Source organism: Caulobacter sp. CCNWLW153, from assembly GCF_036889365.1.
GTDB lineage: Bacteria > Pseudomonadota > Alphaproteobacteria > Caulobacterales > Caulobacteraceae > Caulobacter > Caulobacter radicis.
Window position 1 is genome coordinate 561979 of sequence record NZ_JBAKFV010000001.1, and the last position, 12420, is coordinate 574398.

The 12420-nt window shown below is 66.8% G+C and carries 20 protein-coding genes; 8 read left to right on the top strand and 12 right to left on the bottom strand.

The genetic code is table 11. The features are described 5' to 3' along the window. The first annotated feature begins 2 nt into the window (after nucleotides 1–2). Genes V6S85_RS02505 through V6S85_RS02530 form a run of 6 tightly spaced genes read left to right on the top strand, consistent with a single transcriptional unit; the run spans nucleotide 3 to nucleotide 2428 of the window. Nucleotides 3–362 (top strand): hypothetical protein, encoded by a 360-nt coding sequence (locus V6S85_RS02505; RefSeq protein WP_334347927.1) that lies wholly within the window; start codon nucleotides 3–5, stop codon nucleotides 360–362. Continuing rightward, nucleotides 359–649 carry a hypothetical protein gene (locus tag V6S85_RS02510; RefSeq protein ID WP_334347928.1) on the top strand — a complete coding sequence of 97 codons (291 nt, stop codon included), beginning with the start codon at nucleotides 359–361 and terminating at the stop codon, nucleotides 647–649. The genes V6S85_RS02505 and V6S85_RS02510 overlap by 4 nt, the downstream gene beginning before the upstream one ends. A gap of 40 nt (nucleotides 650–689) precedes the next feature. After that, nucleotides 690–1382 carry an N-acetylmuramidase domain-containing protein gene (locus tag V6S85_RS02515; RefSeq protein WP_334347929.1) on the top strand — a complete coding sequence of 231 codons (693 nt, stop codon included), beginning with the start codon at nucleotides 690–692 and terminating at the stop codon, nucleotides 1380–1382. Beyond that, nucleotides 1379–1774 carry a hypothetical protein gene (locus V6S85_RS02520; RefSeq protein ID WP_334347930.1) on the top strand — a complete coding sequence of 132 codons (396 nt, stop codon included), beginning with the start codon at nucleotides 1379–1381 and terminating at the stop codon, nucleotides 1772–1774. Before V6S85_RS02515 ends, V6S85_RS02520 begins: the two co-directional genes overlap by 4 nt. Then, on the top strand, nucleotides 1771–2157 hold the full coding sequence (locus V6S85_RS02525) for a hypothetical protein (protein ID WP_334347932.1): 387 nt from the start codon (nucleotides 1771–1773) through the stop codon (nucleotides 2155–2157). Before V6S85_RS02520 ends, V6S85_RS02525 begins: the two co-directional genes overlap by 4 nt. Then, nucleotides 2117–2428, top strand: coding sequence for a hypothetical protein (locus V6S85_RS02530; RefSeq protein ID WP_334347933.1), 312 nt, complete (start codon nucleotides 2117–2119; stop codon nucleotides 2426–2428). Before V6S85_RS02525 ends, V6S85_RS02530 begins: the two co-directional genes overlap by 41 nt. A 521-nt stretch (nucleotides 2429–2949) precedes the next feature. Here the strand turns inward: V6S85_RS02530 and V6S85_RS02535 are convergent. From V6S85_RS02535 to V6S85_RS02585, 11 genes are all read right to left on the bottom strand, one after another. After that, nucleotides 2950–3159, bottom strand: coding sequence for a YozE family protein (locus V6S85_RS02535; protein WP_334347934.1), 210 nt, complete (start codon nucleotides 3157–3159; stop codon nucleotides 2950–2952). A gap of 1 nt (nucleotide 3160) precedes the next feature. Next, nucleotides 3161–4006: a hypothetical protein gene (locus V6S85_RS02540; RefSeq protein WP_334347935.1), complete on the bottom strand. Its 846-nt coding sequence runs from the start codon at nucleotides 4004–4006 to the stop codon at nucleotides 3161–3163. 94 nt (nucleotides 4007–4100) lie between these two features. Next, nucleotides 4101–4658 carry a hypothetical protein gene (locus V6S85_RS02545; protein ID WP_334347936.1) on the bottom strand — a complete coding sequence of 186 codons (558 nt, stop codon included), beginning with the start codon at nucleotides 4656–4658 and terminating at the stop codon, nucleotides 4101–4103. Then, entirely contained in the window at nucleotides 4658–5191 is a 534-nt protein-coding gene (locus tag V6S85_RS02550; RefSeq protein WP_334347937.1) for a hypothetical protein, read from the bottom strand. The genes V6S85_RS02545 and V6S85_RS02550 overlap by 1 nt, the downstream gene beginning before the upstream one ends. Before the next feature lie 345 nt (nucleotides 5192–5536). Next, nucleotides 5537–5773, bottom strand: a complete 237-nt coding sequence (locus tag V6S85_RS02555; RefSeq protein WP_334347938.1) for a hypothetical protein — start codon at nucleotides 5771–5773, stop codon at nucleotides 5537–5539. A gap of 3 nt (nucleotides 5774–5776) precedes the next feature. Next, complete coding sequence (locus V6S85_RS02560; RefSeq protein WP_334347939.1) at nucleotides 5777–6643, bottom strand: hypothetical protein; 867 nt, start codon at nucleotides 6641–6643, stop codon at nucleotides 5777–5779. Nucleotides 6644–6706: 63 nt separating this feature from the next. Continuing rightward, the gene (locus V6S85_RS02565) at nucleotides 6707–7519 is read right to left on the bottom strand and encodes a hypothetical protein (RefSeq protein WP_334347940.1); all 813 of its coding nucleotides are present in this window, start codon (nucleotides 7517–7519) and stop codon (nucleotides 6707–6709) included. Nucleotides 7520–7593: 74 nt separating this feature from the next. Further along, nucleotides 7594–8064, bottom strand: coding sequence for a DUF5983 family protein (locus V6S85_RS02570; protein ID WP_334347941.1), 471 nt, complete (start codon nucleotides 8062–8064; stop codon nucleotides 7594–7596). Between the two features lie 77 nt (nucleotides 8065–8141). Then, a complete protein-coding gene (locus V6S85_RS02575) occupies nucleotides 8142–8318 on the bottom strand; it encodes a hypothetical protein (protein WP_334347942.1) in 177 nt (58 codons plus the stop codon). Then, complete coding sequence (locus V6S85_RS02580; protein WP_334347943.1) at nucleotides 8308–8625, bottom strand: hypothetical protein; 318 nt, start codon at nucleotides 8623–8625, stop codon at nucleotides 8308–8310. The genes V6S85_RS02575 and V6S85_RS02580 overlap by 11 nt, the downstream gene beginning before the upstream one ends. Before the next feature lie 72 nt (nucleotides 8626–8697). Then, nucleotides 8698–9606, bottom strand: a complete 909-nt coding sequence (locus tag V6S85_RS02585) for a DUF932 domain-containing protein (RefSeq protein WP_334347944.1) — start codon at nucleotides 9604–9606, stop codon at nucleotides 8698–8700. Nucleotides 9607–10272: 666 nt separating this feature from the next. On the opposite strand from V6S85_RS02585, the gene V6S85_RS02590 reads away from it, so the two are divergent. Together V6S85_RS02590 and V6S85_RS02595 are read left to right on the top strand one after the other, a co-directional pair. Continuing rightward, nucleotides 10273–11034 carry a hypothetical protein gene (locus V6S85_RS02590; protein WP_334347946.1) on the top strand — a complete coding sequence of 254 codons (762 nt, stop codon included), beginning with the start codon at nucleotides 10273–10275 and terminating at the stop codon, nucleotides 11032–11034. A gap of 9 nt (nucleotides 11035–11043) precedes the next feature. Then, on the top strand, nucleotides 11044–11343 hold the full coding sequence (locus V6S85_RS02595; protein ID WP_334347947.1) for a hypothetical protein: 300 nt from the start codon (nucleotides 11044–11046) through the stop codon (nucleotides 11341–11343). Between the two features lie 320 nt (nucleotides 11344–11663). Here the strand turns inward: V6S85_RS02595 and V6S85_RS02600 are convergent, their stop codons facing one another. Next, nucleotides 11664–12419 (bottom strand): SOS response-associated peptidase, encoded by a 756-nt coding sequence (locus V6S85_RS02600; RefSeq protein ID WP_334347948.1) that lies wholly within the window; start codon nucleotides 12417–12419, stop codon nucleotides 11664–11666. Nucleotide 12420 lies beyond the last annotated feature (1 nt).

Consider the following 12420-nt stretch of genomic DNA (forward strand, 5'->3'; position numbering starts at 1 on the left):
CCATGGAGGAACGACACCGCATCTTGAGCGGGGTCCTGGCGGCGTGCGTCGTGGCGCTATGGGACGGCCAGCGGCTGCTTGCCGTGCTGCTGTCGGAGCCGCCGCCTACGCGCCGGCGCGCCCTGCGCGAGACGTTCAACACGGGGATCTCGTCAGCCCTGGCCGTCATCGTGGGCGGGCTGAGCTACGACTGGGCGGGCGCCTTCATCAACCAGCTGGTCGAGAAGCATCTGGGCGTGAACCCCAACGTCAGCCCGATCGTCGCGGCGCTGGTCATCGCGGTGGTCATCGCCCGGATCGGCCCGTCGCTGCTGCGCCGGGTGGAGTCGGTCTTCGGCAAGACCGGGGAGGTGACCCCGTGAGCGTGCTGCCGATCATCGGAGGCGTGGCCTGCGTGATCGCCGGCTTCGCCCTGGCCACCCGCGGCCACCTTCTGGGCCGGCACGCCAAGGGGTGGCCCTCCGCCCCCTGGCACGTGCGCGTGGCGCTGGAGCTGGTGGCCGTCGTGCTTCTGCTGGCCGGGGCCCAGCAGCTGGCCACCGGCAGGATCGCCGCCTGGGTGGCGGCCGTCGTGCAGGTCGCGGTGGCCGTCCTGGCGGTGGTCTTCTGCCTCAACATGTTGCGCCAGCGGCCAGGCCGCGAGCGCTGACCTTTCGCGCCCACGGGGCGCATTCCCACGGAGCATCAACATGACGGACGTGCGCGAGATCCAGCGCGCGATGGCGGCGCGCGGCTTCTACGCCGGCGACATCGACGGCGATTTCGGCCCCAAGAGCCGCACCGGCTTCAAGGTCTACATGCAGACCTACGAGCCCCAGGCCCTGAACTGGACGGACATCATCGCCACCAGCGCCGAGTTCAGCGTCGACCCCCACCTGGTGGCGGCCTTCCACGAGGTCGAGTCGTCGGGCGCGGGGTTCGATCGAGGCCGGCTCAAGATCCGCCGGGAGAGCCACTACTTCAAACGGCTGTCCGACGGGAAGTTCGACAAGAGCCACCCGCAGTATTCGCACCCCTACGAGCAGCGCGCCCACTACCCGCAGCCCGCCGACCAGGCCGGCCGGTGGGAACAGCTGATGGACATGATCAAGCTGGACGCCGAGGCGGCGCTGCAGTCGTTCAGCTGGGGCGCCTTCCAGGTGATGGGGGCCAACTTCAAGTTCCTTGAGCACGGCAGCGCCTGGTCGATGATCCGGTGGCTGAACGAGAACGAGATCAACCAGCTGCGGGGCTTCTTCCGGTTCTGCAAGGCGAAGGGCGTGCTGGACGACCTGCAGGCGGGCCGGATCTTGGAGGTGACGAAGGTCTACAACGGCGAGGCCAACGCCGAGGAGTACGCCCGGAAGATCACCAACAGCCGGAACAGGCGGGCGGCGCGATGAGCCTGGAACCTCTCTGCGTCCAGGACGGCGGGTGCTCTACCGACGGGGCCGATCCCGAACAGGTTCGCGCTCTGGGCCGCCGTGTCCTGCGCCCCTTGCGCGAGCGGGCCAAGGCGCTGGGCTACGCCCTGGCCGCCCACGGGAGCCAGGAACGGGATATTGACCTCGTGGCCATCCCGTGGACGGCCAGGGCGTGCTCTCCCGAGGCCCTGGCCAACTCGCTGCGCCAGGTGCTGAGCGACCTCTACGTCATCAGGCTGGAGATCGGGCCGGAGGCGACTCCGCCCAAGCCCCATGGCCGGCTCTGCTGGTCGTTCTGGATCCAGTCGTGGACCTACATCGATCTGTCGGTGATGCCGCCCACGGTCCCAGACGGGGAGGGCGCGCCGTGACTGGCCCGCTCTCCGACACCGCCAAGGGCGCGATCCGGGCGGGTGTCGCCGTGGCCGTCATCGGCCTGATCATCGCCGGCCTGATGACGGCCGCGCACTTCGTCTCCGACCCGCTGGGTTCGAAGGCCCGCAGGCTCGACACCGCCCAGACCAACGCAGTCGTGGCCGGCCAGCAGGCCGCCAGCAACGGGGCAGGAGCGGCCATCAACGACCGCCGCGCCACCAACGTCGCCAACATCCAGAAAACCGCCCAGGAGGCCCGCTATGAGGTCGCAACGTCGACTGATCACGATGACGCTCTTCGCCGCTATCTCGCTGGCCTCGAGCGCGTGCGCCACGAAGGTGCGGCCGGCGTCGCCGACCCTGCTGCTGACGACCGCTGACCGGGCGCGCACGCCGGACCCGGCCAAGCCGTCGCTGCCCCAGCCGCTGGCGCCGACCTATTCGGCCGAGGCCACCGCCGAGCGCGCCTATCTGTTCGAGGCGGTGGTGAAGCCGCTTCTGGTCTTCAGCCTGGCCCAGGAGGCCGCCAAGCAGGCCGAGGGGCAGAGGGCCGACGGCCTGGTGGCCAAGGTGGATGCGCACAACGCCGTCGTGGCTCCGGAGAAGCGGTCCTGGTGGCCGTTCTCACCCCGAGACCGAAAACGGCCCTAGCCCGCACGTTCACGGCGTAGCGGGCCGAACTACGACATCAGCTCGCCCCTGGGCTTGAGCTCCAAACGATCAGCGCCCCTCTGGCTTCGGCCGGAGGGGCGCTTTTGTCGTTTGTGACCGGACACGTCTTGGCTTGACCATAGCGTCCGGTCTATCGTCGGGAAATTCCCCGAGGCTCCTACCCCTCGGGGAACCGGTAGTGTGCAAAGCTACAACTTGATGGCTGCGACCAGCGTGGTCGCAGCCATCAGGGCCAGCGCCAAGCTAATCAGCAGTTCTACCGTCATCTTCATTCGATCACCTCCCTTCCGCCGGTAGCAATCCGGCAAGGCGGATTATGCCGCAATCGAGGGGAGAGAGAAGGTTGACGGCGGTTAATCCTTTCGAAGGCGCATGTTCATGTGGATAGATCAGGGATAACTCGCCCCGCACCGTGAACATCGCGCTCTCGAGACGATCTCAAAGCGCCCAGAAAGTCTCCGCGACACTGAAATCGGAGACGAATCACCGCCTCGCGTTGCTCAACGGCTCCATTCGGCAACCGCGTCTTCCAGAGCATCGAACGCGGCGGAGGAGGCGCGACGCGCCAAGTACCTGCTCACCGTCCTTGTATCGCTGGCGTTCCAAGGGAAGCTGGCATCGGATATCGCGTCCCGAGCTAGATCGCCCACCGGATCGTCACGATGCTTTTGTGCGGCTAGCCAGTCGGTGAATTTAGTTGCGGCGGTCATTTCATTTCCGTTGTTGGGCGACCGGTGGTGGGGAGATGGCCGGAGGACCGCGACGGGGCGCGGCGACGAAAGGCCACCACCATCGCCGCTTCGGCTTTGGCTCCGGCGCCTCGATCGCTGAGAACGCTTGCGCCTTCGTCGCGTCAGTTATTGCCGTGCGGCAGATTTCTTCGAGAGCAGCGACAACCTTCCTAAGCTGGACGCCTACGCGATCCTTGCCATCATCCTCGAAGCCCGGATCGCCGTCGTTGGAGTAGCTGGAAATGTCTCGGTTGCAGGCCTCAATCACATCCTGCAGCTCCGCTGTATGACGGTTGCGGTAGCGGACCAAGGTCTCTGCGCTGTTAAAGATCCGGTTCCAGACGCGCGTCAGCTCACGAAAGTGCGTATCAGCTTCCCGCGCAACCAAGGCCTGAAAAGCGAAGCGCTTGGTGTCGAGCGCTGTGATCGCGGGTTCGGCCTGACGCATCCGTTTGATCACGGCATAGGCGTAATGTTGAGCGATATCGTCCTGGACGCCATCTTCTGGCTGCATCTCGTGGGCAAGGACTAGCGGGGATCGCACTCGCCGAATTGCGTGCTCCAACTCGTAGATGCACGTCAGCACTTCCTCTGCGATAGCCGCGCGCTTCGCAGCTAGGCGTAGTCGCTGTTCCTCTTCTAGCCTGTAGACGGCCAGCTGCGTTTCCGCCTTGAGGCGCTCCTGCGCGATCGTCCGTTCCTGTCGGAGGCGAGCGAAGTGGGTAACAACGGCGACGATCTGCGACACGATCAACGTGAGGATCGCGACCCCTCCGGACACAAGCGCGGCGATGATCGCGGCTTGTTTCAATAGCTCGGGCGACATGCAGGCGGGGCCCTTGTTTTGGCAAATTCGGAGGGTGCTGATCTTCAGGCGGTGGTCTGTGCGATTCCGCACGTTGCCGGCGCGGCTCGCTCGATCAAAGCCCGCCTCCGATGCGTGGTGGCTTCATGTGTAGGCGCGTCGCGTTCGGGTCGTCGATCGCCAGGTCCACGGCCGCGACCCAAGGGACGCCCAGCTGGCCTTCCCAGAAGCTGGCGTCGACCGTGTCGCCGTTGATACGCCGCCAGTGCTCGGCCCAGGCCGTGACGCCCGCTTGCTCGGTGAAGCCTAGGGCCGCCGGCTTGTCGATCACCACCTGGTCGCGCGCCTCGAAGCGCTGGCGGACCCAGCTGAAGGGCTCGGCCACCGGTGTGGACATCACCACGTAGCCCGCCGGCCGGTAGACGCCGTGCATGTGCAGCTCGGCCCAGCTGACGATGCGGTTGGGGAAGGCGCTATTGGGGACGGCCACGACCGTCAGGCCGTTCCAACGCGTAAGGCGGCCGACGCTGCCTGGTGGGGCCCACTTGGCGAGGAGAGCTAGTTCCTCGTCGCGGGTCAGCAGGACATAGGCGGGGGGCTGATAGTCCTCCGCCTGACGGCCGGCCTCATAGGCCTCCAGCTCAGATACGAGCTGCAGCGAGATGCTGTGCATCAGCCCGGCTCACGGTCTAGGACGATGCGGACGGGGCCCATCCAGAACGGGTTGCTCTCGTCGTCGCGGATCGAGAAGACCGCGTAATTGGTCATGGCGTCAGCCAGGGCCTGCCAGAAGTCGCCGTCGGCGGTGTCGAGGATAGCCATGCCGGCCGCCGAGAACACCAGGCCCTCGGCGGGCAGATCCAGGAGGCCGACGACCCGACGCGCACCCAACGGGCGCCGGATCGCAGCAACCTCGTCCTTGTTGGCCGCCGCGGTCGTGCAGGCCTGCGCGGCCAAGACGTCGCCCGCGTTGCGCACGGCCGTCAGGATCTGGTCGAGGGCGGTGGTGAGGGCTTCGGGATAGCCGTGGGTCTTGGAGCGCTCCCACATCGTCACGTCGCTGGTCGTGACCTCGCGCTTGAAGAAACCCAGGGCGTTGGCCAGGGCGGTGACGTGCCGGCGTTCCAGGTTCAGCAGCGATCGCAGCGCGCGGCTCTCGGGGCCGGAAAGCGGCTCTCCGCGGAGGCCGAACATATGGAAGGTCATGCGGTGGTCCTTTCTGGGTCGCGCCTATGCGCGGCGGTGGTGGTATAGACTAGCCGATCGGGGTGGGACCGCCACCGTGCTTTGACGGCACCGTTCGGGCCACCGTTCCGGCAGAACGGTCCCCGCGAACGGTCACGTCATCGGGAGCGCGCAACGCCTTGCTGCGCAAGGGCTAGAAGAGGCCGAACGGTGGCCATTCCAGCGGCGCTGTAGAGCGGCACGCCGGCGGCCTTGGCGAGCGCGCGGGCCTGGCGAACGGTGGACATCTGGGCGGGCATGGGCGGATGCTCCTCGGGCAGATTGGGCGATAGGGTGGGCAGGCAGACTAGGGGATAGGGTTGCTGGCTAGGTCGCCTCGTCGTGCGTCTTCTGGCCGGTCTCAGTGAGCTCGAAGCGGTAGCTGCGGTCGTCGACCCTGGCCTTGGTGACGAGGCCCATGGACCCGAGCCGGCCGACGACGGTGGGGCTGGCCCCCATGATCCGCCAGGATCCATAGCCCGTGTTGTTCTCGAACACGGCGCCGGCGGCGACGAGGGCCAGCGCCTGGCGCTGCAGGGGCGTGAGTTTGGTGGGCGTGGGCACGGCTCAGGCCTCGGCTTTCTGCGCGGGGAGAGCGGCAAGTGCCTCAAGCTGCTCGCCTGTCAGGTTGATCGTGTGAAGGATTGCAGGGTCGGCAGCGCCGAAGTCTGGGTAGGCTGAGAGCTTGCCCTGCGCGAGCTTCGAGACGGCTTCCAGAGCCCGCGAAACCGGAGATGGAGCGGGAGGGGCGTGGTAAGCCGAGTGTGCCTCGGCCGTCCTCGCGTTGTGCTTCCTGCCGACGCCCATCGAGCGGCCGTCGAGGACCTGAAGGGCCTCGGGGCCATGTTGAACTAGCGGCCCCGAAGCGCCCCACGACAGCACGTCAATGTAGGCGGTCGGACGGGCGGCGATGAACTCGCGCAGCGTCTTGGTCATGACGCCCTTGCCGTTGAGCCACGGCCCCTTCAGCTCAGGGACTCGGCCTGGCTCCTTCAGGATAAGCCAGAACCGATCGTGCTCCCCCTCGGCCGAGACCGTATAGGGCTGGGCGGGGGTGGCTTGCTCGACGGCGTCCAACGGCATCCAGGCGACGGCTGCGAACTTCTGTTGGTTGAACGTGCGGATCTCATCAGTGCGCGAGGAAGGGGCCGCCCGCCAGCAACGGCGCACGTCGCCCTTAGCGTTCTTGGCGAGGAAATCAGGGCCATTCTTAGGGGCGGCGGTCATATCGTGGCTCCACGCCGAAGGGGCGGGCGGCGACGGGACGGTGTGGCGGGTGACGGCCTCCAGCAGCTCAGCGCGGGCATTGTTCTGGATGGACGGGTCATCGTCGAATGGGGTGAGGCAGCTCGCGCTGAGCAGGGCGCCAGAGAGGATGCGGTTGATCGCCTCTTCCAGCGTTTCGGGCTGATCAGGGTGGGCGTTGGTCGTCATCGTCGATCCTTTCTGTGTCGCGCCTATGCGCGGCGGTGGTGCGGGCAGACTGGGGCTTAGGGTCTAGGCCGCGAGGTCGCGACGAACCCCGATGAAGCGGGCGCAGCGGGGCACGCCGCGCTCGGTGAAGCCCGAAAAGCGGATGGTGCCGGCGCGGCCGGGCAGACTGGCCCGTTGGGTCATGAGGCGCATGGCCTGGGCGCGGGACAGGGCGACGGGAGCGGCGAAGGCCTGGCCGCCGAGATCCAGCAGCACCGAGCCGGCCGCTTCGGGATCATCGGCCCGGGCGCGCACCTCGAGGATGGAGGCTTCCAGTTCGTCCGTCGGCTTGACCTTCACGGCCTCGCCCCGCGTCGAGGAGGCCTTGCCCTCGCGGTAGCCCCAGGGGCCGCACTTGAGGACCAGGCCCTCGCCGTTGCGCGAGATCACCTCTTCCAGGGCGTCGCGGACGGCGGCCAGGGTCGTCACCTTCCGCGCCGGCACGATCTGAACCACGTCCTGGGCGCCCAGGCTCTCGACCTTCCGGCGGGCCATGGCCAGGCGATCGACGAACGCGGCCGAGCTGCCGGCGTGGTCGAACACCATGAAGCGCCAGCCGCTGGGAAGGCCCGAGGAGGCCGCGAACACGCTCTGGGCTTCCTCGAACCCGCCCGGGGCCGTCAGCTCGCCATGCAGGCCCCACAGCGCGGGGATCGACAGCAGCTGGCGCGCATCCTTGTTGGCAATCGGCTGGCCGGTCTTGGAGACCAGGCCGGCGAGGGGATCGACCAGCCCCCCGACCCCATCATGCTTTTCTTGGGCGAAGCCGGGGAGGGGGAGGCACGAGAGATCGGCCGAGACGGGGTGCATGGCCTTCAAGGTCGGGGCGGTGGTCATGGTCGGATCCGTTCTGTGTCGCGCCTATGCGCGGCGGTGGTCAGGCAGATTGGGCGATAGGGTGGGCGGGCAGACTAGGCCGGAGGGGGCGAGACGACCGCAGCGTGGTCAAACGTGGGCAGGTGGTCGAGCGGATCGGCGTCGGCGTCGAACAGGACGTAGTCGAATCCGGACGCGCGCGCCCACGCCAGGGCGGCGGCCAGCTCGGAGGGAACCTCGGCGCCGGTGTCGATATCCTCCGGCGCCCACAGCATGTAACCCCACATCATGCGCCCGCCGGCCACGGGCCAGGCCTCCAGCGGCGAGGCGTTCAACAGGTTGATGGTTGCGGCGCTCAGATGCTCGGTCGAGAGCACGACCGTTGCGCGCGTCTCGATGCGGCTTGACGCCGGCGCCTGGCCCAGGGCCTGCCGGATGGCGCGGATTTCCGCGCGGTTGGCGTCGCTGTGCTCATAGAGGCCTTCGGCCATGCCCGTGACGAGATCGTCCAGGTGAGCCTCGGCAGCTTCGCGAAGGACGGCGGCGGGGTTCTGAGCGGTGGTCATGGTCGTGGTCCTTGCTGTGTCGCGCCAATGCGCGGCGATGCGTCTGGGCAGATTGGGTGAAAGGGTCGGTGGGCAGATTAGGCGGTAGGGTGCCGCACCCGGCGCGCCCGGAACTCGCCGGCGTTGTGCTGCTGGACGCTGCGCAGGGCGTCGGCGACGGTATGGGCGGCGGCGACGAAAAGGCCGTTCTGGTCGCGGATGACGCGGCCGTTATCGCCCGGCAGCTGGCCGACGTGCCAGGGATCACGCTGCATCGGCGTCGTCCTCGTCGTCGCAGGCCGATTCGCGCTTGATTCCCGCTTCGGCGTCGCTGACCCACACCCAGGCGCTGACATAGGCGCCGCCGTCGCCGCCGTCGGAGACGATGGCGTCCCCGTCGATCTCGATTTCGCCTTCGCTCGTCTTGTCGCCCGTCGCGTCGAGGTAGGCGGACAGGTGCGGCTCGTTTTGGCGCTGGTGCTCGGCGAACACCTGCACGGCGAGGCTGTAGCAGAGGCCTTCACCGATCAGCTCGCGGAGCCGGTCTTCGAGGGGGCGCGGCGCGCCGGAAATGCTGGTCATGGTCTTGGTCCGTTTTCAGTCGCGCCGATGCGCGGCGGGGAGGGCGCCCCGGGTGTCCCCGGGGCGGCTTGGTCAGGCGGCGGCCTTGAGGCGGGTCATTTCTTCGGCGAGCGTCCAGAGGGCGCGGTTGATTTGGCGGTTCTGGTCGATGCCCTTCACCTCGCGGACCCGGCGTTGAGTGGGGCGCCGTTGGCGGCCCGGGCCGGGCGTCCAGGGCTGCGAATAGGTCTGGCCGCCGCCGATCAGCGACTCCTGTACGCGGTTCATCGTGCGCCACAGGTCGCCGGGGGCATCAGCGTCACGACGGATGCGCAGCAGTTGTTCGGCCGGGATCGGCGCTGTCTGGCGCTCCTCGCCGTCGATCTTCTCCGGTTCCCAACGCAGCATTGCGGCGGCGCGGGCAAAGGCCAGGCGTTCGCCTTGCGACAGCTGCACGCCCGCCATTTCCTGGGCGCCGTCGACGAGGCGCGGGAAGTCCTGGACGACGCGAAACGCCGCGTCGATCACCTCGCCCATGACGTCGCCCTTATGGGCAACCTTCATGTGCTCGAAGGCGTCGCCAGCGATCAGGCCGTTGGTGCAGACGAACCGGAAGGCCCCGGCTGTGAGCTGGTAGGACGACGAGCCGTCGTGGCTATTCAGGATGATGATTTCCGGCGCGATCCGGTCGCCCCGGGCGATCTCCACGGCGCCGGCCGAAGCGTGGCGCATTCGGATCATGTGCTTGGTCTTGGCCCGCTTGTCGGCGTCTTTCGAACCGCCCTGGCGCACCTCGAAGGGGGCGAAGCCCTCGCTCATCAGGCCCGCCAGGACGTCGCGCGTCGGAATGAAGGCATAGCGGTCAGACCGGCTTTCATGGGGCTCGCTGGCCACCACAGAGGGCGCGCTGGCGGTGATCTGGTCGAGGGTGAGGGCGGAGCCGTCACGGTTGCGGAGGATGACGGCGCCGGAGCCGAATCGCTGGGTGCGGATGTAGGACATGTTCACTGTTCCATTCGAGGTCCCGCCAATGCGGGGCCGTTGGGTTGCTCTGGCCGCCGCCCCAGGCCCTTGCGCCGATGCGCCTTGGCGGGGTTGGCTAGGCCCTCTGTCCCTCGTCGCTACGAAGGCTCTAGGGCGGCGGCTTACTCTGGCGACCTTGCCCGGGTGAGCGGGCCGCCTTACATTGGGAACTAGGCGGGCCGCTTAAGCGGTCTTCTCGCCTGTCTTCGTTAGCCCTTGGTCCGCCAGGACATCGCCAAATGCAGGCGGATCAGGGGCGCTCGAAGCTTCAGCCTCAGAGAAAATCTCCTCATCAGCTTAGCTCCCACGCTCGTAGCGGCGGGGGCTGCACGTGCTCGGGTTGCCCCCATTCCCGAGGGCGCTTCGCGCTGTGCGTTCGCCGCTGCGAACACGCACAACATAGGCGTGGTGCTGATGCGGTCAAGCAAAAAGCCAAATGAAATCAAACAAATGTGGCCGCCTATGCTGGCCGATGCTTCGCGTTCTGCGCCCGCGGCGGGTCCTTTCTCTTCGAAATGGATATGCGGGGAAGTCACCCGCCGGTCTCGTCTGAAAAAATACTGAGAAAGATAGTGAACTGTACGGTGCGCTTTACGCTCTCGCACCGATCTCGTAGGGGTTGGTAGAGCCTGTGGGGGGGAGGAAGTGAAGTACCAGTCTATTTTGGCCTTGGCGGCGCAGTGGCTGTCGGCGCTATCGGCGGTGCTGTTCGCGCTCGCTGTGGCTATGAACAGCTGGGTTTTCAGCAGATGGGGTCTGAATTTTCTGCAGTTTGCAGGTGCATCTGACGTCATCGGGTCAGGCCTGTTCTTGGCGACCGCGCTATTCACGCCAGCACTATGCTTCGGTGGCGGTTGGGTTATCGGTCGGCTCGTCGTTTGGGAAAGGGTAGATCCCAGACTGCTCGACTATGCGCTCACCATAGTTGTTGCCTTGTGGGCAATGTTTGCGACGGCCGCCGTCATCCATTTGCGTTGGGATACGTCCTACAGCCGCATACCGTTTCTCATCTTCTACGGCCTTTGGGTGTCTCGTCTGAACGCATCGGGCCGGATCAGCGGCGTGATTGGAGGCGCTTCGATTGCCGGCTTGGCGCTAATGTGCGCTAGCTTTGGCTTTGTTCAGGTTGCTCGGATTTCGCAAACCGGCTTCCAGGGTCGCGTTCTGGTGAATGTGTCCGAAGGTGCCTGCCAAGGCCAAGTACTCTGGATGGGCGAGCGAGCGCTCATCTTACGCTGTCCAAATGGTCGGATCGGTGCTGTTTACGGACCTGAAAACCTTCGGCTGGAATTGAGGCCTGGTGATCGGGCCCTGGAAGCTCCATCCCTGCCGCCTAGGCGAGGTCTTCCACGCACATGGGGTCAGTTTTTCGCGCCATGGACGATCAACGGCGCGGAATCGCCGTAGGTCGCCGGCATGACTAAGGAAGAGATCGACAGCCTTCTCGACGACATGGCCGCCGAAGCCGCGGCTAAGGGCGATGACGCGCTGCGGCCCGGGCTGCTCTATTTGAGTGCCAGCCTGTACGGCACCGAGATTCGGACGCAGACCACATCCGCAGTCCGGGGGCAGCGTTACCGCGGCGTGCGGGTCCGGGTGCTTCGCGAGGTGGAAACCGAGGTGCTTACCCGGGCAGACGTCGCCGCGAAGGGCCTGACCGAAGAGATCGGCGAGTACGAGGATCTGACCGAGGCTCCGCCTCGAGTGATCGTCTAGGGGCGGCCGCGGGCCCAGGCGTCGACCAGCTCAGCCAGGACCTCTTGCGCCACCTTCGCGGGATCCTTTCGCCCGATTGGACGCAGCGCTGACCCGTAGGCGGAGGAAACGGAGACCTCGCGACCTTCCAGCTTCCAGGTCCCGCGCCATTTTTGGCCTCGGGCTTCAATCTGGAAGGTGTGTCCATGCGGCGTGAGCATGGCGCACTAACGCGATCGGCCATGCAGCTGATCCATCTCGGCTAGCCGCCGGCGGCCAATGGCCAGGCCTGCAGGGTCACCTGGCGCTCCGCGCCAAGCATTACATGGACGAGCGCGAGGTCAGATCGGTTGGATCTCGCCGGGGTCCTGTTTTAGGCCCATCCCCCGAGCTACGACCATTAGCGCGCCATCGGGAAGCGGGCGCTGCAGGGCGCGAGCCTCCGACCAGGGCGCGCGCATCCAGACGTCTCGCTCTTCGGCGGTCGTGAGAATGACGGGCATGGCCTTGCTGTGCACGGCGCCGACCTCGGAATTGGCGTCCGTCGTCAGGAAAGCGAAGAGGTCGCAGGTCTCAGGGCCGTTCTTGACCTTTCGCACGCTCGTCCAGTCGCGGATCCCGACGCCGGCGAAGAAGGCGAGGGGGCGGTCCTCGCCCAGGGCGAACCATACGTTCTCGCCAGGCACTCCGCCGACCTGGTTCGGCTCGGCGAAGGCGGTCAGTGGCACGAGGGCGCGCCGCTCGGCCGGCTCCAGGTAGGCCATCCAGTGTTTGGGATCGCGAACGTTCGTCGTTCCGCTGTCCGGCTCCATCCGAAGAAGCTCGGCAAAAGCCGCTTCGTCGATCACCTCGCCCTTAGCGCGCTTCTTGTCAGCGCGCGCCGTGGCCGCCTTCTTCATCGCCCAGAACGGAGCTGGGAGGCCCCACCGAACCATGGCCAGCTCGCGGCCGCCATCGAGAGCGTGGCGCACGATCGGCGCGGCCATGTCAGGGAAGATGCCCGGGAGCGGCGGCATATTGCCGGCGCGATCCTCTACGCCTTGGAACAGCCGCAGGATCTCTGCCTGGGTCCGCCGCATGGCGTAGTTGTTGCACATC